Source organism: Winogradskyella aurantiaca, assembly GCF_003362725.1.
GTDB lineage: Bacteria > Bacteroidota > Bacteroidia > Flavobacteriales > Flavobacteriaceae > Winogradskyella_A > Winogradskyella_A aurantiaca.
Window position 1 is genome coordinate 523800 of the sequence record NZ_QKTV01000001.1, and the last position, 24677, is coordinate 548476.

The 24677-nt window shown below is 38.8% G+C and carries 27 protein-coding genes; 13 read left to right on the forward strand and 14 right to left on the reverse strand.

Annotated elements, in window-relative coordinates; translation table 11 throughout:
- The first annotated feature begins 50 nt into the window (after positions 1 to 50).
- A complete protein-coding gene (locus tag DN064_RS02385; RefSeq protein ID WP_115461002.1) occupies positions 51 to 440 on the forward strand; it encodes an HIT family protein in 390 nt (129 codons plus the stop codon).
- Here DN064_RS02385 and DN064_RS02390 read toward each other — a convergent pair.
- The gene (locus DN064_RS02390; RefSeq protein WP_115461003.1) at positions 429 to 1589 is read right to left on the reverse strand and encodes a sensor histidine kinase; all 1161 of its coding nucleotides are present in this window, start codon (positions 1587 to 1589) and stop codon (positions 429 to 431) included. The genes DN064_RS02385 and DN064_RS02390 overlap by 12 nt on opposite strands.
- A gap of 123 nt (positions 1590 to 1712) precedes the next feature.
- Between DN064_RS02390 and DN064_RS02395 the strand changes: the two genes are divergently transcribed.
- The 3 genes from DN064_RS02395 (at position 1713) to aat (ending at position 3890) form a co-directional block, all read left to right on the forward strand.
- Positions 1713 to 2582 carry a flavin reductase family protein gene (locus tag DN064_RS02395; protein WP_115461004.1) on the forward strand — a complete coding sequence of 290 codons (870 nt, stop codon included), beginning with the start codon at positions 1713 to 1715 and terminating at the stop codon, positions 2580 to 2582.
- 35 nt (positions 2583 to 2617) lie between these two features.
- Entirely contained in the window at positions 2618 to 2995 is a 378-nt protein-coding gene (locus tag DN064_RS02400; protein ID WP_115461005.1) for a DUF3127 domain-containing protein, read from the forward strand.
- A 265-nt stretch (positions 2996 to 3260) separates the two neighbouring features.
- Entirely contained in the window at positions 3261 to 3890 is a 630-nt protein-coding gene (gene aat, locus DN064_RS02405; protein ID WP_115461006.1) for a leucyl/phenylalanyl-tRNA--protein transferase, read from the forward strand.
- Here aat and DN064_RS02410 read toward each other — a convergent pair.
- From DN064_RS02410 to DN064_RS02420, 3 genes are all read right to left on the reverse strand, one after another.
- Positions 3887 to 5047 (reverse strand): serine hydrolase domain-containing protein, encoded by a 1161-nt coding sequence (locus DN064_RS02410; protein ID WP_115461007.1) that lies wholly within the window; start codon positions 5045 to 5047, stop codon positions 3887 to 3889. The two genes, aat and DN064_RS02410, sit on opposite strands and share 4 nt — an antisense overlap.
- Before the next feature lie 105 nt (positions 5048 to 5152).
- Complete coding sequence (locus DN064_RS02415; RefSeq protein ID WP_115461008.1) at positions 5153 to 5869, reverse strand: hypothetical protein; 717 nt, start codon at positions 5867 to 5869, stop codon at positions 5153 to 5155.
- A 109-nt stretch (positions 5870 to 5978) separates the two neighbouring features.
- A complete protein-coding gene (locus DN064_RS02420; protein ID WP_115461009.1) occupies positions 5979 to 6566 on the reverse strand; it encodes a DNA-3-methyladenine glycosylase I in 588 nt (195 codons plus the stop codon).
- 89 nt (positions 6567 to 6655) lie between these two features.
- Here DN064_RS02420 and DN064_RS02425 point away from each other — a divergent pair, with 89 nt between their 5' ends.
- Entirely contained in the window at positions 6656 to 7270 is a 615-nt protein-coding gene (locus tag DN064_RS02425) for a thioredoxin family protein (RefSeq protein WP_115461010.1), read from the forward strand.
- A 67-nt stretch (positions 7271 to 7337) separates the two neighbouring features.
- Here the strand turns inward: DN064_RS02425 and DN064_RS02430 are convergent, their stop codons facing one another.
- The 6 genes from DN064_RS02430 to DN064_RS02455 all read right to left on the reverse strand — a co-directional run bounded on the left by DN064_RS02430 (position 7338) and on the right by DN064_RS02455 (position 11186).
- Positions 7338 to 8054 (reverse strand): hypothetical protein, encoded by a 717-nt coding sequence (locus DN064_RS02430; RefSeq protein ID WP_157962208.1) that lies wholly within the window; start codon positions 8052 to 8054, stop codon positions 7338 to 7340.
- A gap of 62 nt (positions 8055 to 8116) precedes the next feature.
- Complete coding sequence (truB, locus tag DN064_RS02435; RefSeq protein ID WP_115461012.1) at positions 8117 to 8809, reverse strand: tRNA pseudouridine(55) synthase TruB; 693 nt, start codon at positions 8807 to 8809, stop codon at positions 8117 to 8119.
- Positions 8803 to 9594, reverse strand: coding sequence for an undecaprenyl-diphosphate phosphatase (locus DN064_RS02440; RefSeq protein ID WP_115461013.1), 792 nt, complete (start codon positions 9592 to 9594; stop codon positions 8803 to 8805). The genes truB and DN064_RS02440 overlap by 7 nt, the downstream gene beginning before the upstream one ends.
- Before the next feature lie 36 nt (positions 9595 to 9630).
- Entirely contained in the window at positions 9631 to 9894 is a 264-nt protein-coding gene (locus DN064_RS02445; RefSeq protein WP_115461014.1) for a DUF3098 domain-containing protein, read from the reverse strand.
- A 1-nt stretch (position 9895) separates the two neighbouring features.
- A complete protein-coding gene (locus tag DN064_RS02450; protein ID WP_115461015.1) occupies positions 9896 to 10252 on the reverse strand; it encodes a hypothetical protein in 357 nt (118 codons plus the stop codon).
- Positions 10253 to 10307: 55 nt separating this feature from the next.
- Positions 10308 to 11186 carry a cell division protein FtsX gene (locus tag DN064_RS02455; protein WP_115461016.1) on the reverse strand — a complete coding sequence of 293 codons (879 nt, stop codon included), beginning with the start codon at positions 11184 to 11186 and terminating at the stop codon, positions 10308 to 10310.
- Positions 11187 to 11306: 120 nt separating this feature from the next.
- On the opposite strand from DN064_RS02455, the gene leuS reads away from it, so the two are divergent.
- From leuS to DN064_RS02475, 4 genes are all read left to right on the forward strand, one after another.
- Positions 11307 to 14120: a leucine--tRNA ligase gene (leuS, locus tag DN064_RS02460; RefSeq protein ID WP_115461017.1), complete on the forward strand. Its 2814-nt coding sequence runs from the start codon at positions 11307 to 11309 to the stop codon at positions 14118 to 14120.
- 186 nt (positions 14121 to 14306) lie between these two features.
- The gene (gene ald, locus DN064_RS02465; RefSeq protein ID WP_115461018.1) at positions 14307 to 15410 is read left to right on the forward strand and encodes an alanine dehydrogenase; all 1104 of its coding nucleotides are present in this window, start codon (positions 14307 to 14309) and stop codon (positions 15408 to 15410) included.
- Positions 15411 to 15484: 74 nt separating this feature from the next.
- Entirely contained in the window at positions 15485 to 16180 is a 696-nt protein-coding gene (locus DN064_RS02470) for a zinc metallopeptidase (RefSeq protein WP_115461019.1), read from the forward strand.
- A gap of 101 nt (positions 16181 to 16281) precedes the next feature.
- A complete protein-coding gene (locus DN064_RS02475; protein ID WP_115461020.1) occupies positions 16282 to 16986 on the forward strand; it encodes a Bax inhibitor-1/YccA family protein in 705 nt (234 codons plus the stop codon).
- Here DN064_RS02475 and DN064_RS02480 read toward each other — a convergent pair.
- Both DN064_RS02480 and DN064_RS02485 read right to left on the reverse strand, forming a co-directional pair.
- Positions 16983 to 17453 (reverse strand): Lrp/AsnC ligand binding domain-containing protein, encoded by a 471-nt coding sequence (locus tag DN064_RS02480; RefSeq protein WP_115461021.1) that lies wholly within the window; start codon positions 17451 to 17453, stop codon positions 16983 to 16985. The genes DN064_RS02475 and DN064_RS02480 overlap by 4 nt on opposite strands.
- A gap of 51 nt (positions 17454 to 17504) precedes the next feature.
- Positions 17505 to 18872 (reverse strand): saccharopine dehydrogenase family protein, encoded by a 1368-nt coding sequence (locus DN064_RS02485; RefSeq protein ID WP_115461022.1) that lies wholly within the window; start codon positions 18870 to 18872, stop codon positions 17505 to 17507.
- An 81-nt stretch (positions 18873 to 18953) separates the two neighbouring features.
- On the opposite strand from DN064_RS02485, the gene DN064_RS02490 reads away from it, so the two are divergent.
- On the forward strand, positions 18954 to 19352 hold the full coding sequence (locus tag DN064_RS02490) for a DUF423 domain-containing protein (RefSeq protein ID WP_198659393.1): 399 nt from the start codon (positions 18954 to 18956) through the stop codon (positions 19350 to 19352).
- 55 nt (positions 19353 to 19407) lie between these two features.
- Positions 19408 to 21027, forward strand: a complete 1620-nt coding sequence (pckA, locus tag DN064_RS02495) for a phosphoenolpyruvate carboxykinase (ATP) (RefSeq protein ID WP_115461024.1) — start codon at positions 19408 to 19410, stop codon at positions 21025 to 21027.
- Between the two features lie 55 nt (positions 21028 to 21082).
- Here pckA and DN064_RS02500 read toward each other — a convergent pair whose 3' ends face one another.
- Together DN064_RS02500 and DN064_RS02505 are read right to left on the reverse strand one after the other, a co-directional pair.
- Positions 21083 to 21832, reverse strand: a complete 750-nt coding sequence (locus tag DN064_RS02500) for a uroporphyrinogen-III synthase (protein WP_115461025.1) — start codon at positions 21830 to 21832, stop codon at positions 21083 to 21085.
- Between the two features lie 13 nt (positions 21833 to 21845).
- Positions 21846 to 22499: a DUF4271 domain-containing protein gene (locus DN064_RS02505; RefSeq protein ID WP_115461026.1), complete on the reverse strand. Its 654-nt coding sequence runs from the start codon at positions 22497 to 22499 to the stop codon at positions 21846 to 21848.
- Positions 22500 to 22607: 108 nt separating this feature from the next.
- Here DN064_RS02505 and DN064_RS02510 point away from each other — a divergent pair, with 108 nt between their 5' ends.
- Both DN064_RS02510 and DN064_RS02515 read left to right on the forward strand, forming a co-directional pair.
- Positions 22608 to 23330: a polyprenol monophosphomannose synthase gene (locus DN064_RS02510; protein WP_115461027.1), complete on the forward strand. Its 723-nt coding sequence runs from the start codon at positions 22608 to 22610 to the stop codon at positions 23328 to 23330.
- Between the two features lie 7 nt (positions 23331 to 23337).
- A complete protein-coding gene (locus DN064_RS02515; protein WP_115461028.1) occupies positions 23338 to 24675 on the forward strand; it encodes a dihydroorotase in 1338 nt (445 codons plus the stop codon).
- Positions 24676 to 24677: the final 2 nt, after the last annotated feature.

The following is a 24677-nucleotide window of genomic DNA, read 5'->3' on the forward strand; positions in this document are numbered from 1 at the left end:
TAGCTTGAAGGGTGTAAAAATCTTTTTTATTTTTATGTAAAGGTATTTTTATGGCATCCATTTTCACCAAAATCATTAACGGAGATATTCCTTCTTACAAAGTTGCTGAATCAGAGGATTTTTATGCGTTTTTAGACATTAATCCAAATTCCACGGGGCATACACTATGCATCCCAAAAAAAGAAGTGGACAAGATCTTCGACCTTGATGAAGATACCTATATGGGTCTCATGGCCTTTTCTAGAAAAGTAGCCAAAGCTATTGAAAAGGTAATTCCTTGTGAGCGTGTAGGTATGACTGTGATTGGTTTGGAAGTGCCTCATGTACATGTGCACCTTATTCCTCTTCATACAATGGAAGATGCACGATTTACATCCAAGCAAAAGCTAACTCCAGAAGTATTTGAGAAAACAGCTGCCTTGATTAATTCAGCCTTGTAGTCTTAGGGCAATCTGTAAGGTAGAACCCACCCCAATTTCCGATTTAAGAACACGTATTTTACCTTGGTGGTAATCTTCAATAATGCGCTTAGATAAGGAGAGTCCGAGTCCCCAACCTCTGGCTTTCGTGGTATAACCCGGTTCAAAAATCTTCTTAAAATTAGATTTGCTGATCCCTTTTCCGGTATCCGAAATATTAACCAAAACAATATTTGAAGTCTTCTCAATGCTGATGTTTAGAGCGCCTTTTCCTTTCATGGCATCAATGGCATTTTTCACCAAATTTTCAATAGTCCAGCTAAATAGCTGAGGGTTTACATGAGCATGTAATGACTCCTCGGGGGCCGAAAAGCTGAAGTCAATAAGCTTCGAACTCCTGGCCTTTATATACTCATAGGAGTTTTTAGTAAGTTCAACCACATCTAAATTTTCTAAAATGGGTATGGATCCAATTTTACTGAAGCGATCTGTTATGGTTTGAAGGCGGTTGATATCCTTTTCAATCTCTGTAATATACTCAGGATTAACATTTTCTGATTTGAGAATCTCGGTCCATCCCACCAGAGAAGAAAGCGGGGTGCCGATTTGATGTGCTGTTTCCTTAGCCATACCAGTCCAAAGTCGATTCTGTTCGGCATTTTTGGTGCTCTTGTAAAAAAAGAAAACTACGGCAGCAAACAAAACAATGATCAGCAATAGAAATAAAGGATAATACTTAAGCTTATTTAGTATGGGTGAATTTCCATAGTAGATCATAAGACTAACTTTCCCATCTACTAGTACAGGAATTGGTTGATTCTCAGAACTGAATTTGACTATTAGTTTTTGTACAGACGCACTATCCTGAAGTAGCGCTTCGCTTATGTTCTGCGAACTATATAAGTTCTGTTTATCGTTGAGCACCAGAACAGGTGTGCTTAGTATAGTCTCTGTTATTACATGAGAAGTAACCTGATTGATATTTGCATTGAGATCATTATTGCTGTTTAAATCTATTTGAGCAATGGACCAGGTTTCCATCTTGGCCCGTTCCTCTTCTTTAAACTTTTGAAAAAATGAGTATGTATTCCAGAGGATGAGCGTGATAATAACAAAAGACGAAATAATTAAAATCCAGCGGAATAAATTTCTATTGAAGTTAAGGGTCATTCTCTCTTTTTACCGACGCCTAAATATAATGCAATTATGAAAGAATTATTGTCTGCTTAGAATTTTCAAAGGGTTTTTTGAGAAGCCCCTATTAGTTATATTTGTTGAAAATCAAAGCACTACATGATTTCGTATTTTCCGAAAGACCTATCAACGGCCCAATTACATTCCTATTTATTAAGCGCAGTAGCACCAAGACCAATTGCTTTTGCCAGTACAATTAACAAAGAAGGGCAACCCAACTTATCACCGTTTAGCTATTTTAATGTCTTTAGTTCTAATCCGCCAATTTTAGCCTTTTCACCTGCTAGAAGAGTTCGTGATAATTCGGTTAAAGATACCCTGACCAATATTGAAGCGGTTAAAGAGGTGGTGATTAATGTTGTCAATTTTGACATAGTCCATCAAATGTCTCTCAGTAGCACAGAATACCCTTCTGATATAAACGAATTTGAGAAAGCAGGACTAACCATGTTGCCTTCAGAAACCATTAAGCCTTTTAGGGTAGCAGAATCTCCTGTGCAATTTGAGTGTCAGGTCAATGATATTATTTACTTAGGAGACAATGGAGGAGCAGGAAACTTAATTTTATGCGAGGTGCTAAAAATGCATATAGCGGATGAGGTTACTAATCCTGATCAGAGTATCAACCAGGAAAAATTGGATTTAGTAGCACGTGCGGGGAGCAGTTATTACAGCAGAGCAAAATCTGGTTTTTTTGAAATACCTAAACCACTTAAAAAACTTGGAATGGGCGTTGATGCCATGCCAGATCATGTGAAAAACAGCATGATTCTTACGGGTAACGACCTTGGAATGTTAGGGAATGTTGAGGCTTTGCCTAAAGAGGCTGAGGTGACTTCCTTTATTGAGGATATAAAGGAACGCTACCCAAATATTGCTGAAGCGTCCCATCGCGATAAACACAAATTAGCGAAGAATTATTTGAGCTACGGAGACGTAGAAAGTGCATGGAAGTTATTACTTTCGTAGCTGTAATTAATCAGTATAATTTTTAAGAGAAACAGATGGAGATTCAAGGGAGAATTAAGGTATTAGGAGCGACCAAAGAATTTGGAAGTAACGGGTTTAGAAAGCGTGAGGTTGTGGTGACTACCGAAGAGCAATACCCACAGCATATCATGGTAGAATTTATTCAAGACAAGACCAGTCTTTTAGATCAGTATGCCGTTGGACAACAAGTTAAAATCAGTATTAACTTGCGTGGTAGAGAGTGGGTGAGTCCTCAAGGTGAGACTAAGTATTTCAATACCATTCAAGGTTGGAGAATCGAAGCCTTACAATCGGAATCGGCACCAAATGAGATGCCTCCAATTCCACCAGCAGATGCTTTTGAACCTGCTACCAATGTCAAAGAGGATGACTACGATGATTTACCGTTCTAAAAATGGTGATCAGTTTAAAACATATAAAGACTTGCCGGAACGCAAGTCTTTTTTTATGCCAAGAAAAAAGTCCTGACGTGAATCAGGACTTAGTATTGTGGTTTTAGGTTTTGACCTTCATAAACAAACTCAAAAAAAAGCAATGATGAACAAATTTATTACACAAAGGTCATGTCAAATATCAAAAAAAATATTCTACTTTCAAAGTAAAAATGCCCATTTAACGGATAATTAGCTTACGAAAACGTTTGCGAAAGAGTGATTTATGTACTTTTTAGACGAAAAAATACAATTTCCACATGTAAGCAAAGCTTCTTCCGATGGTTTACTTGCCGTTGGAGGAGACCTGTCTCCTGAACGCTTGCTTCATGCCTATGAATGTAGCATTTTTCCCTGGTACGAAGAAGGTGGCCCTATTCTCTGGTGGTCTCCCGATCCTCGGTTTGTACTAATGCCAGAAGATTTAAAGGTGTCCAAAAGTATGAATGCTATTTTAAGGAAAGGTTTGTTTAAAGTTACGGTTAATAAGGCTTTTGATGAGGTGGTGGATCATTGTTCGGCTATTAAGCGAAAACAACAGGATGGCACCTGGATTACTGAAGAAATGAAACAGGCCTATAGTAATCTCTTTAAGACGGGTTATGCTAAATCCTATGAGGTATGGCAAAACAAACAATTAGTAGGTGGTTTGTATGGTGTTGATCTTGGTAATGGTGTGTTTTGTGGTGAAAGTATGTTTAGTCTGGTGAGTAATGCCAGTAAGGTTGCCTTTATACATTTGGTGCAAACTGGTAACTACGATTTGATAGATTGTCAATTACACACCAAACATCTGGAAAGTCTGGGTGGAAAACATATGTCTAGAGATACCTTTCTTAAGTATCTGGTGTTTTAGTTGGTCTGATTAAGCTGATCAACAATGCGTAAGGCCTCCCTTATGTAAACCTCAGTATCTGGCGAAACCTCATTGATATTGTTTTTTTTCGTGGTTTTATGGCCAAGACGCGTAATCACCAAACTGTGTTTGGGGAAGGAAATACAGTATTGCCCGCCAAATCCAGCCTGGTAATAAAAGCGGTCTCCTTCGTATAGGCCTGTCCAAAGTCCATAATTATAGGTGGTATTGTTATAGGGAAGGGTTTTGATCAACTGCATATCAGCTTCGGTTAGAATTTGTTGATTATTCCAGACTCCGTTATTATTAATGAGTTGCCCAATGCGGGATACATTACGAGCGGTACTTACGAGCCCTCCAAAGGTCTTTTCATGCTGGTGCTTTTTAGAATCCAATATAAATAACCCATCATGCTCATAATTAAGAGGAGTCCAAAACGACTCTTGCAGATACTCGCTAATGGTTTTTGGGGCCAATACACGGTTTAAAACCGTTCCCAGTAATTGGGTGCCACCAGAATTATAGTGCTGCTGCCCGCCAGGGGTGCCAATAGCATATAGATCTTCAAGTGTGTACTTCTCAAGATCCCCGTAGAAATTCAGTTTGGCGATGAGGGAAAAGGGGCTGTGATCCCATTCGTCCCAAAACAAACCTGTATTCATAGAGGCCAAATGGCGAAGTGTCAAAGGCTCCTCTTGCGTAACCTGCCATTCTGGGAGGTATTGACTAACGGGATCGTCAATACTATCGATGAGGCCATCTTGTTGGGCCTTAAGAAGTAGAAGAGAGGTATAGGTCTTGGAGATGGACCAAATACCCGATAGATGATCCATACTACCTTCATCAAAATAGGTTTCGCTCAAGAGTTCACCATCTTTAATGACCAGAAAAGCAATAGTCCGCTGTTCTTTATTAAAGTTTACAAAATCGTCGGACAGCTCTATGGTATTGTACTTGGGATGCAATAGCCATGCTTTGGCATCAGTAGCCTTGATTAGGGCTGTTTCTTGCACCGTATAATCATCAATGGTAACATCCAGATTACCCCTTAAATAGACGGTTCTTACACCACGTAACAAATAGCTGGTGTCGGTGATCCAAAGTGTTAATAGGATTAGAGAAAGAAATACAATAAGGTACTTAAGGGCTTTTTTCATTTGAATGGACACTTAAAAAACCAAGTTACTAAAAAGCGATTGAGTTATTTTACTCATTTCATAGGTATAAGCCATGCATTATAGGTGTTGTTGGCAAATTGTTTTTTATAACGGTTTGTATTCGGTTACCTTAATTTCGTTTTTATTAAAATCCACGTATTGATAATGGATTTTATCTTCCTTATCAAACTCTCCATTTTTATTTGAATCTTCTATACTTCTGAAGTATAGTCGATTTTTTATTGGAATAACTTTCCAGTCAATTAGTTCTTGAAATTCGGCTGTTAATTTTTGGAAATTCGTTCCGTCAATATTGCTTATATACAAGGATTTTATGTCAGTATCGTCGAGTTCATTGTCCTTATTAGTGTCACTATCCAATATGCGATAAACTAAAAACTGTTTTTTATTATTATCAAAGACGTCTCGAAGGAATGACACTGATTTAATTCGGATATTCTTTGAAGTTAAAGAAGAAAGGTTTTCTGAGTTTAATTCTTGAAATTTTAAATTATAAAGGTCACCTGTTATTTCGTATCTATTGTAATTCGAAATCGCAAAAGTTCCAAAACCAGAACTTGATGAACCAAAATAAGACTTTCCTCTTGAGCCATATATTTTATATTCTCCAATTGGATGTATAAGGTAGGTTGTACTGTCAATATGTATTGGAATATCCGCTATTTCAATTAAGGTCGAATCTCTTTTCAATTCAGCTGTGCCAACATTTTGATTTTCTTCATAGATTACTTTTGGTTTTTCAATATTACCACAAGAGGTAAGTAATGCTATAGATATTAAGATTTGTAGTGTTTTTTTCATTTCGTTTAAATGTGTAGAAACAACCAAATAAACAATTAGTGTTTACTTTGTTTATAAATTTCCTACAAAATACTTAGAAAAAACTAGGGTGCCAAACCATAAGAGCTAGCTATGCCAACTCCTGTACCTCCTGGAATCTAAAACAGCTCACCTCATGATCATTAACCATACCAGTGGCCTGCATATGGGCATAGACAACCGTAGAGCCTACAAATTTAAAACCGCGCTTTTTAAGGTCCTTACTTATGGTGTCGCTAAGTGGTGTATTAGCCGGTCCGTCTTTGTAGGAGGTCAAAGCATTGTTAATAGGTTTGCCATCTACAAAGCCCCAGATGTATTTAGCAAAGCTGCCAAACTCTTCCTGTACCCTGATAAAGGCCTGGGCGTTGCTAACGGTGGCCTTGATCTTAAGCCGGTTTCTTATAATCCCAGCGTCTTGAAGTAAGGCTTCAATTTTTTGCTCCTTGTAACGAGCGATTTTTTGATAGTTGAAATGATCAAACGCCACCCTAAAATTTTCACGCTTACGTAAAATGGTAATCCAACTTAAGCCAGCCTGAAAGGTCTCCAGAATTAAGAATTCAAACAGGAGATCGTCATCATAAAGGGGGACACCCCACTCGTTGTCGTGATAGGCCTCGTACAAGGGATCTCCTTCGCACCAGCCACAGCGTTTTTTTGTTGTGTTTTCAGACATAGACCAATACAATGTAAGGTTTTTAAACGAGTCCTACTAATGTAACAAGAGTTGCAAAACCATTGAGCTTTGCATCGTAAATTTGTACCATGGAAACTTTAGAACATACAACTATTAAGGATATTATTCAAGACGGTTTAGCTAACAGCATGAGCTACGAAAGCTACCAGGAATTAATGACCACTTTAGTGGAGCAGCAATCCACAACGGGTAATGAAAAGACTCCAGCCTTAGCCAATTATACCATGCTTAACGAAAGACGTATGAAGCGTTGGGATAAAACGGTTAAGATTTTGGAAGCCGATCTAAGGGCTATCCAACAATTTAATCATAAGGTGACCTGGTTGGTTATTTCGGAAAGTTGGTGTGGTGATGCCGCTCATGTTATACCGGTCTTGAAGAAAGTGGCCGATATCAACCCTAATATCAATCTTCGTATTGTGCTAAGAGACGATAATCCAGAATTGATGGATCAATTTCTTACCAATGGAGGGCGATCCATACCCAAGCTCATCATTTTAGATGAGGCTCATAATGTAGTGGATACATACGGTCCAAGACCCTCAACAGCTACAGAAATGGTTATGGCATACAAAGAAGCACATGGCGCCTTAACACCAGAATTTAAAGAAGACCTTCAGCGTTGGTATAACAAGGACAAAGGGCAAACAATTATTGCTGACCTTGTGAAGGTACTCAGCTAAGACATAGACCCAATACTTGGGGAATAGATATGTAAGAGCAACTAGGAGTTTGGAAACAATCCAATTCTTAGTTGCTTTTTGATTTAAAATAATAGGTGACAGACCCCAATTGTTCCGATTTCGAACCTGAGTTAAAAGTGACGTTTCTAGCATAATCTAAGGCACTGTCTAACAAACACTCATTGGTCACCTTGGTAGTACCATTGACATAAGCCTCTTTAACTTTTCCACTGGCCGTCACTAGAACATTAATAATCACTTTTCCCCCGGCATCGCATAAATACCTTGGAGTGTCATAATACAAAACCTGACGGTCTTTTAAGGAATAGCTAAAGGTACTGGCTGACTTGGAATGTTCTGCAATAGCATCCTTCTGCATAGACTTTTTAATTTGGTCAAATTTTTGTCGCTCCTCGTCATTTAGAGCATAGCTGGATCCTGTATAAGAATTAATTTGTCTGCTACTTACAGTTTCAGAAGCCACTGGCTCAGAGGCTATTTCTTCCATGGTTTGTTCAAAATCATCTGCAGGAACCGACTTAAACTGTTGCATCATTTCTTTATAAGAGGCATCCTCATTAAAAGCCTTATCCGTGACCTTTGTTTGGTTGAGAAACTCTTCAATAGCCGTTTCCTCTTCTTCCGTAAGTGGAGTTATATCAATAAAGGTTTCAGCAATTTGGGGCATGCTTTGGGTAATATGTATACTAAACATCCCAAAGGTGATGATACCAGTTATTAACAAGGTTATAATGGCTGCTTTATGTCGTAGGATCCAATTCAAAACACAGGTTTGGCTAAAGCTATATACGAAAATTTAGGCGCGATGGATGATAAAAGGTTTCCTTACTGTTCTAACGATGATAAAAACCCATCTAGTGTTTGAGCGTCTTCAATTTTAAAGTCCCCAATTGCTGTGCGACGTAGTGCCGTGAGGTGTGCTCCAGATTTGAGTGCGTTTCCAAAATCATGGGCTAAGGAACGTATGTAGGTGCCTTTACTACAACGAACCCTAAAGTTGATGTCCAATCCGTTGATCTCGGTGATTTCAAAGGAGGAAATTTCAATTTGTCTTGGCTTGATTTCTACAGACTCATTAGCGCGTGCGAATTCATACAAGCGCTTCCCATCTTTTTTTACAGCTGAAAAAATAGGTGGGTATTGCTCAATGACTCCTAAAAACCTTTTGGTGGCTTCATGAATGGCTTCAGTAGTAATATGGTCGGTTTCAAATTCGGCGTCAATCTCGGTTTCTAGATCATAAGATGGCGTAGTAGCGCCCAGACGAATCGTCCCTGTATATTCTTTTTCCTGACCCTGATAGATGCTGATTTCCTTGGTTTTTTTACCGGTGCAGATAATTAATAATCCCGTAGCAAGGGGATCGAGTGTACCAGCATGACCAACTTTAATTTTTTTAAGATTAAAGGTTTTTCTAATGGCCCAGCGCAGTTTATTAACCACTTGAAATGAGGTCCATTCCAAAGGTTTATCAATAAGGATAACCTGCCCTTTTAAATAGTCTTCAACGCTTACCATAAGGCATAAATAATTGCGAGAACACCAACGACGATGCAATACACAGCAAAGTAGGACAACTTACTGCGTTTAACTAGAGCAATCATCCAGGTGCAGGCAAACAAACCCGAAACAAAGGCTGCAATAAAGCCAATGCTCAAACTCATGAAATTGGAACTCTCATAGCTAATCTCTCCACTTAGTATATCCTTGGCAATTTTCCCAAAGATCAAGGGCACCACCATTAAAAAGGAAAAGCGCGCTGCTTTAGTTTTATCATTTCCTAAAATCACTGAGGTAGAAATGGTAGCTCCAGATCTGGATATTCCTGGTAATATGGCGATAGCCTGAGCTATACCAATGACAAAGGCATTGCTAAAGGATACTCCTTTATTGGTGTTTTTAGCGCGATCTGCCAATATTAAAAGGGCTGCGGTTACTATAAGCATGCAACCCACCAATAAAATCTGGCTACCAAAAAGCTGTTCCAGTTCGTCTTCAAAAAAGAGGCCTACAAACGCTGCCGGAATCATAGATAGCGCAATTTTAGAGACAAATTGCAACTCCTCGTTCCATTTAAACTTAAGCGCTCCTTTGATAATATCAAGCACATCCTTTCTAAAGACAACAAGCGTACTTAAGGCCGTTGCAAAATGTAAAATCACCGTAAAAAGTAAAGACTCTTTTGGGATGGAGTTGTCTCCTAAGATGGCTTTTCCTAGTTCCAGATGACCACTAGACGAGACAGGTAAGAATTCCGTGAGTCCTTGAATAATACCTAAAAGGAGTGCATCTAATGTGTCCATGAGATTTTAAAAGTGAAATTAGAGGCGGATTTATTTTCAGGATTTCTTCTCCTTGTTGGGTTTGGCGAGAATGGCATACACCTGAATCCCAAAACCAATAAGAACAATAGTTGGTGCCAAACGGATGCGTCTCCAACTAAAAATGGAAGGATCAAATACATTAGGATCATCACTTCCTCCTCCGGCCATAAGTATAAAGCCAATGGTTATAAAAGCGAGACCAATAAAAAACCACTTGTAATTTTTCTTTTCAAAAATAAAGGTCGGTTTCTGAGCTTCTTTGCGTTTCTTTTCTCCCATTTCAATCAAATTCTGTAAATAGAACTTCTTCACCAACTGCCAATTGCGAAATGTGGTGTGAAGTTCCTAAAGGCAATTTAGCCAGATGCAAAGTAACAGTTTTATTTAATACTTTGCTCCTAAGAGAATCTAAATTTAGGCCCTGCTCCAACCCTCGATTGATATAGAAGGAGTCCTGATACGGGCTCTTAAATACAATGTCATAAGTAGAGCCTTCTATTACGTTTATAATCTCAGTATCTACCACAGTACAATCTTCTGGTTGGGTATTTCGAATACTAAAGGTGGCTATAAAAAGTGCTAGAAGCAGAAAGAGGGTGGTCCCAACTGAAGCCAGAATAATCAAAAGTTTACGCATTGCATTGGTTTTGTAGTACAACGCTATTTGGCCAATACTTAGTATAGTAGTTGCCCTAGTAGTAAAGTTGGTCTGTTCTTAAATTTAAAAACCGCTGCGTAGCGATAAACGTGCTGACCCAGGTGATGATGATTCCAACCCCAAATATGACGATGAACAAGCCGCCTAACAATACGGGGTTTCGAAGCATATTCAATTCAGGAAAGCTGTTGTTTAAATAATACAACACCACTGCTATACCCGCCAAAGCAAATAAAGAACCTAAGATGCCAAGTTGAACACTCCTCCAGATAAAAGGGCGTCTAATAAAGGATTTGGTAGCTCCAACCATCTGCATTGTTTTAATAATAAAGCGCTTGGAATATACTGCCAATCGAATAGAACTATTAATGAGTAACATGGCAATTACCGTAAATACAATGGAGGCAACTAGCACCCAAAACGAGATCTTCCTCACATTATCGTTCATGAGGTCTACCAGAACTTCGTCATAAGTGATGTCCTCAATAAACTCTTTCTGACTTAGGGTATTGACAATTTCAGTGATGGCACTGTTGTTCACAAAGTCGGCATTGAGGTACACATCTATGGAGTTTTTTAAAGGATTATAACCTAAAAAGTCAGTAAAAGACTCGCCAGTTTCGGCTTCCATTTCGGCAGCAGCATCTTCTTTGGATACATAAACCGCCTTTTTGGTATAATCAGCCATAGCAAGGCTATTCTTTAATTCCTCAACTTCAATACTCTTGGTGTCGTCTTGCAAAAAAATACTTATGGCAACATTTTCTTTAAAATGGTCGGCCATCCGCTTAGAGTTAATAAGCAAGACTCCAAGGCAGCCTAATAAAAACAAGACCAGCGCAATGCTTATTACAACAGAGACGTAAGATGAGATGAGTTTTCGTCTTTGATAATTCTCAAAGGAAGATGCCATATATCTGTGAATTAATGGTAAAAATAAAAAACTAATGGATGCTACCGATATACAACGATTAACTTTTAATAGTGTTGTAATAAGATTAAATTTGCAGCTTCATTTCAGGACAAAGCAACCATGAGATACGATTTCAATACCATTGAAAAGAAGTGGCAAGACTATTGGGCCAAGAATCAGACCTTTAAGGCAGATAATAATTCTGAAAAGCCAAAATACTATGTACTTGATATGTTTCCATATCCTAGTGGTGCAGGCTTACATGTTGGTCATCCTTTAGGCTACATTGCCTCTGATATTTATGCGCGTTACAAGCGCCATAAAGGATTTAATGTGTTGCATCCCCAGGGCTACGATAGTTTTGGATTACCAGCAGAGCAATACGCCATCCAGACTGGTCAGCATCCTGCTATTACCACCGAACAAAACATAAAAACTTACAGAAGACAATTAGATCAAATAGGTTTTTCATTTGATTGGTCTCGTGAGGTTCGCACCAGCGATCCTAAATATTACAAATGGACCCAGTGGGTCTTTATCCAGTTATTTGAATCCTGGTATAATTATGATTCTAATAAGGCAGAATCTATTGAAGTACTGGTAGTATTATTTGAAAGCTCTGGTAATTCTGAAATAAATGCAGCCTGTGATGAAGACACCCCAGATTTTACAGCTGATGAATGGAACGCCTTTACTGAAGTTGAAAAACAAGAACTGCTTTTAAAATATCGTTTAACCTATTTGGCAGAAACTGAAGTCAACTGGTGTCCGGCTTTAGGAACGGTATTGGCTAATGACGAAATTATTAATGGGGTTTCCGAACGTGGAGGGCATCCGGTAGTAAGGAAAAAAATGACCCAGTGGAGCATGCGTATCTCTGCCTATGCAGAGCGACTACTGCAAGGATTGGAAACCATCGACTGGACAGATTCACTGAAGGAAAGTCAACGTAATTGGATTGGAAAATCGGTTGGGGCAAGTGTCACCTTTAAGGTTAAGGATTTCGACGATGTTATTGAAGTATTCACAACGCGACCTGATACCATTTTTGGGGTATCCTTTATGACCTTGGCACCAGAACATGAGTTGGTGTCAAAAATTACCACTTCTGCTCAAAAGGCTGAAGTGGATGCCTATGTTGAAGCAACAGCAAAGCGCAGTGAACGTGACCGAATGGCTGATGTTAAGACTATTTCAGGAGTTTTTACCGGGGCTTATGCAGAACATCCATTTACCAAAGAACCGGTGCCAATTTGGATTGGAGATTATGTACTCGCGAGTTATGGTACTGGGGCAGTAATGGCTGTTCCATGTGGAGACCAGAGAGATTATGATTTTGCGAAGCACTTTGGAATTGCCATCCCTAATATTTTTGAAGGTGTAGATATATCTGAAGCAGCTTTTGCCGATAAGGACAATACAAAAATTGCCAACAGTGATTTCTTAAACGGATTAAGTTATAAGAAGGCAGTTAAGCGGGCTATATATGAGTTAGAACAAATTGGGCAGGGTAAGGGCAAGACCAATTACCGATTACGAGATGCGGTGTTTTCAAGACAGCGTTACTGGGGGGAGCCATTTCCAGTGTATTACAAGGAGGGCATGCCCCAAATGATTGATGCGGCATATTTACCAATTACGCTACCCGAAGTAGAAAAGTATTTACCCACTGAAACTGGTGAACCGCCCTTAGGAAACGCCACTACCTGGGCATGGAATACCCAAACAAATACAGTGGTTGCTAATGAACTGATAGATAATCAAACCATATTTCCATTAGAATTAAACACCATGCCAGGTTGGGCAGGAAGTTCCCAATATTTTAATCGTTATATGGATCCCCGTAATAATGAGGAGATATTTTCTAAAGAAGCCATTGATTACTGGCAGCAGGTGGACCTTTATATTGGAGGTAGTGAGCATGCTACAGGACACTTGTTATATGCGCGTTTCTGGCAAAAGTTCATGTTTGATAGAGGCTATGTACCTGTCGATGAATTTGCTAAGAAACTGATCAATCAAGGGATGATTTTAGGCACCAGTGCTTTTGTGTACCGAGTAGAAGGTGAAAATAAATTTGTTTCCAAGGGTCTTGTCGGCGATCAAAACGTACAGCCAATTCATGCCGATGTGTCATTCATAAATTCGTCTGATGAATTGGATGTTGAGGCTTTTAAAAATTGGAGGCCAGAATTTAAAGACGCCGAATTTATTCTTGAAGAGGGGGTATATAAGGTGGGAAGAGACGTCGAAAAGATGTCTAAATCTAAGTACAATGTGGTCAATCCAGATCATATCTGTGAGCAATACGGCGCCGACAGCTTACGCTTGTATGAGATGTTCCTGGGGCCATTGGAGCAATACAAACCATGGAATACGGCAGGGATTACAGGAGTGCATAGTTTTCTTAAAAAATTATGGAAACTATACCTTGATGACAATGGGCTCAAAGTGACAGATGCCGAACCTTCCAAAGACAATTTAAAGACGCTTCATAAGACCATTAAAAAGGTAGAAGAGGATATTGAGAATTTCTCTTTTAACACCTCGGTATCTACCTTTATGATTGCGGTCAATGAACTAACAGCACAGAAGTGCCAGTCCAAAGCCATTTTAGAACCCTTGTTAATTCTTATTTCTCCATATGCTCCACATATAGCAGAAGAATTATGGGTACAAATTGGTAATGATATGTCCATTTCAACAGCGACGTTCCCTGTTTTTGAGGCCTCGCATTTGGTGGAGAGTACAAAGACCTATCCAATTTCATTTAATGGAAAGATGCGTTTTACCTTAGAACTGTCATTGGACTTAAGCAAGGAGGATATTGAAGCAGCTGTGTTGGCAGATGACAAAACCCAGGCGCAGTTACAGGGGCGTACCCCCAAAAAGGTAATTGTGGTGCCCGGGAAGATTGTCAATATTGTAGGCTAACAGCTTTATAAATAATAAATGAAACCACGGTTCTTACCGTGGTTCTTTTTTTAGAGAATACTCAGTATTTGAGTTAAAAAATGTGAATATCATAATTATTTTAACTTTCTGATTTTAAGATCTCTTCTTTGTTTTTTTCAGTTTAAATTTAAGTCCAATTACTAATCTTAACTATACTTCTCAAAGATGAAAATTGGAATCCCTAAAGAAATCAAGAACAATGAAAACCGCGTGGGGATGACCCCTGCTGGTGTATTCGAATTAACCAAGAACAACCACACCATATATATCCAGGAAAATGCTGGTTTTGGCAGTGGATTTACCGATACTGATTATCGTGAGGCAGGAGCTCAAATTTTAAATACTATTGAGGAAGTATATGCTTCCAGCGAAATGATTGTTAAGGTTAAGGAGCCAATTGAAAAGGAATATCCCTTAATCAAATCGCATCATGTAGTGTTTACTTATTTTCATTTTGCGTCAAGTGAGACTTTAACCAAGGCCATGATAAAAAGTGAAGCTGTTTGTATAGCCTATGAAACTGTTGAAGCTGAAGATGGATCTTTACCCTTACTAATTCCTATGTCTGAGGTGGCAGGTAGAATGGCCATTCAACAAGGAGCTAAGTATTTGGAAAAACCAATAAAAGGACGCGGTGTGCTGCTAGGAGGTGTTCCAGGGGTGCCACCAGGAAAAGTTCTGGTGTTGGGTGCTGGAACTGTAGGAATACAAGCTGCAAAGATGGCGGCTGGATTAGGGGCGCACGTCACCATTATGGATATTAACATGAACCAATTACGCTATGTTAATGACATTATGCCAAATCATGTGGTAACTGAGTTTTCAAGTGCCTACAATATCAAACAACGCATTAAAAATCACGATTTAATTATAGGTGGTGTTTTATTAAAGGGAGCTAAAGCTCCTAACTTAATTACCCGTGACATGCTAAAAGAGATGCGTCCGGGAACTGTTGTGGTTGATGTGGCAGTTGATCAAGGAGGCTGTATAGAAACAACGAAGCCAACCACGCACGAAGACCCTATTTTTATTATTGATGATATTGTTCATTATTGCGTGGCAAACATGCCAGGGGCGGTGCCTTATACATCTACTTTAGCATTGACTAATGTGACCTTGCCTTATGTATTGAAACTAGCAAATAAAGGTTGGGTCAAGGCTTGTGATGAGGATAAGACCTTGGCCAAAGGATTAAACATCATTGATGGTAAAATTGTCTATCCTGAAATTGCCGAAGCTTTTGGTTGGGATATTGAAGCTATGGCCTAACTGACAAAATTTCTTGCTATTTATTTGGCCTGTTTTTTGCGCTTCCTCTTATATTAATCGTAAATCGTTAAGATATGTTAGGATATTATGTATTGATTGGAGCCATTGCCTTAGTGAGTTGGCTTGTGAGCAATCAATTAAAACAAAAGTTTGCGCATTATTCTAAAGTGCATTTGAGGAATGGCATGAGTGGACGTGAAATTGCTGAAAAAATGTTAGCTGACAATGGTATATACGATGTTGAAGTGATATCGGTAAGAGGTCAATTGACAGATCATTATAATCCCAAGAATAAAACTGTGAATTTGAGTGAGGCTGTTTACAATCAGCGCAATGCTGCCGCTGCCGCTGTGGCAGCACATGAGGTAGGTCATGCGGTACAACACGCCACGGCCTATAGAGCCCTGGAGATGCGATCGTCTTTAGTGCCTGTGGTGAGTGTTACCTCTGGTATGTCTCAGTGGTTGGTTATAGGTGGTTTGATCATGGGAGCTGCAGCTGGTGTTGGATTGGGTTATTATGTAGCCGTTGCAGGTCTTGTTTTTATGGCCCTTGCAACAGCATTCAGTTTAATTACACTTCCTGTAGAATATGATGCCAGTAACAGAGCTTTAGCGTGGCTAAAAGGAAAGCATATGGTTACTCAGGAAGAGTATAAAGGCGCTGAAGATGCTTTAAAATGGGCTGCAAGAACCTATTTAGTAGCTGCCATTGGTGCTCTAGCTTCGCTATTATACTGGGCTCTTCAAGTGTTTGGAGGAAGAGATTAAGTATCAGATACTTAGTAAAAGATTAAAAGGGTTCTATCAAGAATCCTTTTTTTATTTGAAGTAATTTCCTACTTTTAAATTCTAACCAAAAATCAATTTCAATGGAAAATCAACTTCCCCAAAAAGTTCTACTCAACGATTTAACCGATGCTGATCGGGTTGCTTTTTATAAGAAAACCTATTCTCATGTGGCAGGCGGGATGCTCTTATTTATCATGTTCGAATATTTGTTATTGCAGAGCGATACCATAGTCGATTTTATGCTGTCTATGACGGATGGTTATAAATGGTTGATCATGCTAGGGGGCTTTATGTTAGTGACTAATTATGCTGAGTCTACCACCATGCGCACTTCTGATAAGAACAAACAATATTTGGCCTACTTGGTTTACATACTTGCCCAAGCCCTCATTTTTGTCCCTTTGATTTACATAGCGGCATTTTATATGGATGCTGGAGCTGAGATTTTAAATCAGGCGGCAGTGGTCACCCTGGCGCTTTTTACAGGATTGACGGCTGTGGTCTTTGTAACCAGAAAGGATTTTTCGTTTTTGAGAACAGGATTAACCATTGGCTTTTTTATAGCCATTGGCTTAATAATAGCTGGGACCTTATTTGGCTTTAGTCTTGGCCTTTGGTTTTCAGTCGCCATGTGTTTATTAGCAGGGGGGAGTATCCTCTATCAGACTTCAAATCTTATCCATAAATATGGGGTTGACGACTACATACCAGCTTCTCTTGGTTTATTTGCTTCGTTAATGCTATTATTCTGGTATATCCTACAAATATTTATGTCCAGGGATTAAACTTTAATCTGACGATCAATTTGCTGTTGCAATGAGATAAAAGTTTCGGTTCTGGAAACCCCTTTAATACTTTGCACCTCTGTATTTAACAAATGCATGAGGTGCTCATTGTTTTTAGAGAGTACTTTGATAAAAATGCTCCAGTGGCCTGTGGTGTAATGGCACTCAATCACTTCTGGGATTTTATGAAGTTGCTTCACTGCTTCGGGATTACTGACAGCTTTATCCAGATAGATGCCAACAAAAGCCATGGTTGTATATCCCATGACTTTAGGATCGATGATAAACTTAGATCCGGCAATAAGCCCTGATTTATCTAGTTTACGCAGTCTTTGATGAATGGCTGCCCCAGAAATTCCAACTTCTCTGGCTATCTGAAGTATTGGAGTTCGGGCATCTTCCATTAAGGCTCTAAGTATCTTTTTATCAATACCATCGATATAAAGACCTTCTTTTTTAACTTTCATTTGACTAATCTATTTATATATGAAAGTTAATAATAAGATTTTAATTTCAAATTATAAATTGAGTGGATTGTATCCCAGGTAAGTGACTTCCTTTTCTTTGAAGGCAATGCCGTAGCTCTCTAGTTCATGTAATATGGGGGTGTATATTTCCTTAGAGATAGGTATTTGTACCCCTGGAGTATTAATGGAACCATTAAGAATGGCAATGGTGGCCATAGCGACGGGCAGTCCTACCGTCTTGGCCATAGCTGTGTAGGTTTGATCCTCACCTTCAACAACCATGGTAGCATCTATTTGATGTTTTTGCCCGTCCAGTTCATAACCAAATTTGTGGTACATGACAATCATATCCTTATCAGTTGGATCCAGCGTCCAGCTATCCATAAGAATCTTTTGTAAGATCTGAGCTGGTGTTGCCTTCTGTAGTTCCACCCGTTTCTCCGAACTAAACAGATCTAATTCCAAGAACTTGTCCCATACAATATCATCTTGATCTATTTTAAGGGAATGCCTGAACTTTAATTCCACAGAATCGGTTGGGCTATAGGGTAAAAATGAATTAACAAAATCTCTATAAGTCATATTGGCACTGTCCTCAATGGTATAAGAATCATCCGTCATCCCTAATTGAACAAAAACGTGCCAGGCCTTGCTAAATCCAACGCGTCTCATGGTGCCTCTGTATAACGTTTTAACATTGTCAAGGCCATAGGCATGTTGGTATTTTAAAGAGTCTCTGTTGGCATAGGCTTCAAATCGACCATAGCCTTCAATATCCAGAAATTCTGTCCTGCGAAATAGTCTGTGATAAGGGATGTACTTAAATTGATTTTCCTGAACAAATTTGGCCGCTCCTCCTTGTCCGGCTAGAACAACATTTCGAGGATTCCATGTAAACTTATAATGCCACAAGTTGTCATCACTTTCGGGAGCCACTAAGCCACCAGTGAACGACTCAAAAAGGAGCATTTTTCCACCAGCACCTTTAATACGGTCTATCACTTGCATGGCACTCATATGGTCTATGCCGGGATCCACCCCAATTTCGTTCATAAAAACCAGGTTTTTAGAGCGGGCATCTTCATGTAATTCCTGCATTTCCTTACCGACGTATGAGGCAGTGACCATGTGCTTTTCAAATTTTAGACAATCTTTGGCAACGGTAATATGGAATCTTGCAGGCAGCATTGAAATTACAATGTCTGCATCTTTAATGGCTTGTCCTCTGGAATCGTCATTGAAAATATCAAGGTGAATACAATTAACCTTGTCTTCATAACCCTTGACTAGCTGTAATACATTTTCGGGATGTAGATCTCCAATAGTGATTTCCAGTTTTTCGGAAATAGTTTTAGAGATCAAATACTGAATAAGGTAGGATGAGGATTTTCCAGCCCCAATAATTAATATCTTTCGCATACCGCTTACAAAAAGTCTAAATTTGTACTTGACGAATGTAAGAAACCGCTGGAAACTGCTTAAAAATCGATTCAAATAGTTATGAACAAAACCATGCTTATCACCGGAACAGTTTTAGGAATATTGGGTATCTGCCTTGGAGCTTTTGCGGCTCATGGATTAGAAAAACTTATCTCGGAAGATGCTATTAAATCATTTGAGACAGGTGTTAGATATCAAATGTATCATGCTTTTTTTCTAGTGATTCTTGGGGCGACTAAATTGGTGAGCTACTCTTGGTTAAAAGCCATTTATATAGTTATTCTTACCGGGGTTATTTTCTTTTCCGGATCTATCTATGGCCTTTCAACCAACAACTTATCCTCCTTTGATTTTAAGCAAATTGCCTTTATGACTCCCATCGGTGGGTTGCTCTTAATTTTTGGCTGGATCTTTTTACTTGTTGGAATTGTAAAAGAGACAAGGAATCTTTCAAATTAAGAGGGTGTTCTTGCAAATTGTTTTAATTTTGCAGCTTTAATCAAATCAATAAAATATGGGAAACCATACCCAATTTACGAAAACGATTTCGTTGGATAAATACGGCATTAAGAATGCTACTGTTCATTACCAATTAAGCCCTGCAGAATTACAAGCTAAAACCATTGAGTTAGGAATGGGTAGAGAGTCTGCAAACGGTACTCTAGCCATCAACACAGGGAAGTATACAGGACGTTCTCCTCAGGACAGATTCCTGGTAAAGGACGCCTATACCGAGGATCGAGTATGGTGGGGTGATACCAATAAAGGTATTTCTCCTGAAAGCTTTGATTTTCTTCAAGGCGAAATTGAAAATTACCTGAGCGAAAAAGAAATTTATGCCAGAGATGGGTATGTCTGTGCCGACCCTGAATACCGAATGAATGTGAGAACCATCACCGAGTATCCGTGGTCTAATATGTTTATTTTTAACATGTTCCTGAGACCTGATGAAGATGAGTTAGAGGGCTTTCAGGAGGAATGGTTGGTGCTTTGTGCCCCAGGTTATGAGTGCCCAGATCCAGAAGCTTATGGACTACGTCAAGGAAACTTTTCTATCCTAAACTTTACAAAAAAGGTGGCCTTGGTTGGAGGGTCAGCGTATACCGGAGAAATGAAAAAAGGCATTTTCTCAGCGCTTAATATGATCTTACCAGTTGACAAGAATGTATTACCAATGCACTGCTCGGCCAATTATGGGGAGAAAGGTGATACCGCCTTATTTTTTGGACTGTCAGGTACAGGTAAAACTACGCTTTCAGCTGACCCTAATAGAAAACTCATAGGAGATGATGAGCATGGCTGGACAGCAGGCAACAGTATCTTTAATTTTGAAGGAGGCTGCTACGCCAAAGTAATTGATCTAACAGAAGAAAAAGAGCCAGACATTTACAGAGCTATAAAGCCAAGTGCCATATTAGAGAACGTTATTTTTAAAGATAATGGTGAAGTGGATTATATGGATAGTAGTATTACTCAAAACACCCGAGTTAGCTATCCAATTTTCCATATTGATAATATTCAGGTACCCTCTTATGCTAACAATCCAAAAAATATTTTCTTTTTAACCTGTGACGCTTTTGGCGTTTTGCCTCCCATCTCTAAACTAACACCCGCTCAGGCAGCGTATCATTTTATTTCGGGATACACGGCTAAGGTTGCTGGTACAGAAGCAGGAATCACTGAACCGGTCCCATCATTCTCAGCTTGTTTTGGGGAGCCGTTTATGCCATTACACCCAACAGTATATGCTGAAATGCTAAGTAAGAAAATGAAGGAGGCCGATGTCAACGTCTGGTTGGTAAATACCGGTTGGACTGGTGGGCCATACGGAGTTGGTTCTAGAATAAAGCTTAAGTATACCAGAGCGATGATCACAGCTGCTTTGGAAGGGCATTTAGGAAAATATAGCTATGAGGACTATCACATCCATTCGGTATTTGGAGTCGCTCAGCCTAGATCTTGTCCTGGGGTACCAACGGATGTTTTAAGTCCAAGAGCCACTTGGAATGATGATGATGCGTATTATAAAATGGCCTTTAAGTTATCCAATTCTTTTAGAAAGAATTTTAAGAAGTTTGAATCCAATGCTTCTGAAGAAATTAGAAGAGGCGGACCGCAACGATATGCGTTTTAAATAAAAAAGCGATTCTTTTTAGAATCGCTTTTTTTTATGTTTTCAATCCAAGTGTTTATTTACGCTTGTTGACTTCGTCAATATATTTTTGAAGCGCCATGGTCATTGATGGTGTTTCAGGAGTTGGCGCTGCAATATCAACTCGTAATCCTTTTTCTTTAACAGCCTTAACTGTGGTGTTTCCAAACACTGCAATACGTGTATTGTTTTGCTTAAAGTCAGGGAAATTATGGAATAAAGACTCAATACCAGAAGGGCTAAAGAACACTAAAATATCATAGTAAACATCTGCAAGATCAGATAAGTCACTAATAACTGTTTTGTAAAAAGTAGCCTGTTTCCAATTAACACCTAAATTGTCTAAAGTTTCAGGAATAATTGGTTTTACTTTATCAGTAGTTGGTAACAAAAATGACTCGTCTTTATACTTCTTGATTAAAGGCATAAGATCAGCGAACGTTCTTTTACCGACATAAATTTTACGCTTTCTGTAAACCACATATTTCTGTAAATAGTACGCAACAGCTTCCGATTGGCAGAAATACTTCATAGTGTCTGGCACTTTAAAGCGCATTTCTTCAGCCACTCTAAAGAAGTGATCAACAGAATTTCTACTAGTAAGAATGATAGCTGTGTAGTTGGAAAGATCGACTTTTTGTTGTCTGATCTCCTTAGCTTCAACCCCTTCTACATGAATAAAAGGTCTAAAATCAACTTTTACCTTTTGTTTTTCAACTAGGTCAAAGTAGGGGGAGTTCTCAATTTTAGGCTCTGGCTGGGACACCAAAATCGTTTTCACTTTCATACGCAAAGGCTTATTAACCGTTATACTCCTTTAATGCCTTAAATAACAAAATGTAAGGCCCGATTTCAAGTGCGCAAAGATACAACAAAAAATAGAAAATATTCAGATTAATAGCATTAAGATTATTTTGGTATGTATTTATAAATCCTATAATGTTAATAAGCACTATAAATACTAAACAACTATAAATTAATATTTTAGGATCAACCGCGCTATACAATAGAAATAAATTAAAGAAAAGAATAACTAGTCCCGAAAAGTTCTTGTAAGTCGTCTTTTGAAACAGGTATGAGTCCATCAATTGTTCCATGTCAAAGAGACTTCCTACTAGCCGTTCTACCATGATTTTGATGAGAAAAAACAGGCTTACGGCTAACATTACCTTTAAAAAACTATAAAAGTCAAAAACAACTGGTTCTATAAAACTATGGTAACCAAAGAAAATAAATATACTTAAGGAAATGACCAGGTTTGCGAACAAAAGACCGTCGAAAGTGTCAATAAATTTCTGATCTCTGGTATAGATTTTAAGATATTTTGAGCTGGTGAATACCATCACAAAATCGTTAAATCTAAGCCTGAATAGTTGTTTGGCCGAAGTAATGCACAACAAACCAATAATGAGGAAAATAGTAAACCACTCGTATGTAACCAACTGTCGTAGCACCGTGTAAAGTTATTAAGAATTAATAAATGGATTCTCAATTATTTTAATTGCCTGGTTGTTTATACTCAAACATTGACAAATACATTACATTTGTTAAAATTTTCCTTTATGGCGCAAGCCTTAGTCATAATTCCTACATACAACGAGATAGAAAACATTGCTGCTATCATTGCGGCGGTATTTGAATTGGAAGAGCCCTTTAGTGTTCTGGTTGTTGATGATAATTCTCCAGATGGAACTGCTGATGAGGTCCTTAAAATTCAAAAAGACTTTCCTGAGCGACTTCATTTACTTAGCAGACCTGGAAAAAGTGGATTAGGCACCGCGTATATAGCTGGTTTTAAATGGGCTTTGGAAAGGTCATACGACTATATTATTGAAATGGATGCGGATTTCTCGCATGATCCTAAGGACCTCCCTAAGTTACTTGAAGCCTGTAAATCTGGAGCTGATGTTTCCATTGGGTCGCGTTATGTCAATGGTGTCAATGTGGTCAACTGGTCTATGAAACGGGTTCTCTTGTCTTACTTCGCCTCAAAATACGTGCGTTTCATCACGCGCATGCGAATCTGTGATACCACGGCAGGGTTTGTCTGCTACAGACGGGCCGTTTTAGAAGCTATTAAATTGGACAAGCTTAAATTTGTAGGTTATGCTTTTCAAATTGAAATGAAATTTAAAGCGTATAAGAGAGGCTTTAATATCACTGAGGTACCAGTCATCTTCACAGACAGAACCAAGGGTAAATCTAAAATGAGTGGGAATATTGTTTATGAAGCCATATTTGGAGTGATTTCACTTAAAGTAAGTAGTTTGTTTAAATCCTATTAAGTTCCAAATGCAAGAAATTTTAATAAAGGGTGCCAAAATTGTTAATGAGGGTACTGTAGAAAAAAAAGACCTTTTAATTTCAGGTAATTACATAAGTAAAATAGATGTTGATATTCCGGTAGAACCTAACTACCATCTTATTGAAGCAAACGGTAAGTATTTGATACCTGGAGCCATTGACGATCAGGTTCATTTTAGGCAGCCTGGTCTTACCCATAAAGCGGATATAAAATCTGAATCAAGGGCAGCCGTTGCAGGTGGGGTAACTTCTTTTATTGAGATGCCAAATACTAAACCACAGACAACGACAGTTGAAAAGTTGGAAGAAAAATTTGTCATGGCGGCTGAAAGTGCCTATGCCAATTATTCCTTTATGTTTGGTGGCACTAATGATAACCTGGACGAAATAAAGAAGGTAAATACCAAGACTGTTGCAGGATTAAAACTGTTCCTTGGATCGTCAACAGGAAATATGTTAGTGGATGACCCAGAGGTGTTGGAAACTATATTCTCCAGCACTAGTCTTGTTATTTCAGTGCATTGCGAAGACGAAGCTACTATTAGAAATAATACTGAAATTTTCACTGAAAAGTATGGAGACGATATTCCGATGTCCGCTCACCCATTGATCCGAAGTGAGGAAGCTTGCTACCTTTCTAGTTCCAAGGCCATAGAACTTGCCAAAAAAACAGGGGCTCGATTGCATGTATTTCATTTATCAACAGGGAAGGAGACCCACTTGTTTAGAAATGATATACCGTTAAAGGATAAAAAAATTACAGCAGAGGTATGTATTCATCACTTATGGTTCTCTGACGAAGACTATGAAAAAAAGGGAAGTCATATCAAATGGAATCCTGCAGTTAAAAAAGCTTCTGATCGAGAGCAGTTATGGGAAGCCTTATTGGATGGGCGTATTGATGTTATTGCTACAGATCATGCCCCACATACAAAGGAGGAAAAGCAAGGCAAATACAAAGAGGCTCCTTCCGGAGGGCCTTTAGTGCAGCATGCCATAGTGGCCATGTTTGATAAATATCACGAGGGTAAAATTACCGTGGAGAATATTGTAGAAAAAATGGCTCATAATCCAGCTATTTTATTCGATGTTGAAAAAAGGGGCTATATAAAAGAGGGATTCTTTGCGGATTTAGTATTGGTAGACCCTGAAAATCCCTGGACCGTGACTGAAGACAGTTTGTTATACAAGTGCGGATGGTCACCGTTTACAGGACATACCTTTAAAAGTAAAATTACCCACACCATCATAAATGGGCAATTGGTTTATAACAATGGTGAGGTGTCTAACGTTAAAGCAGGAAAGCGTTTAACATTTAGCAGATAGAA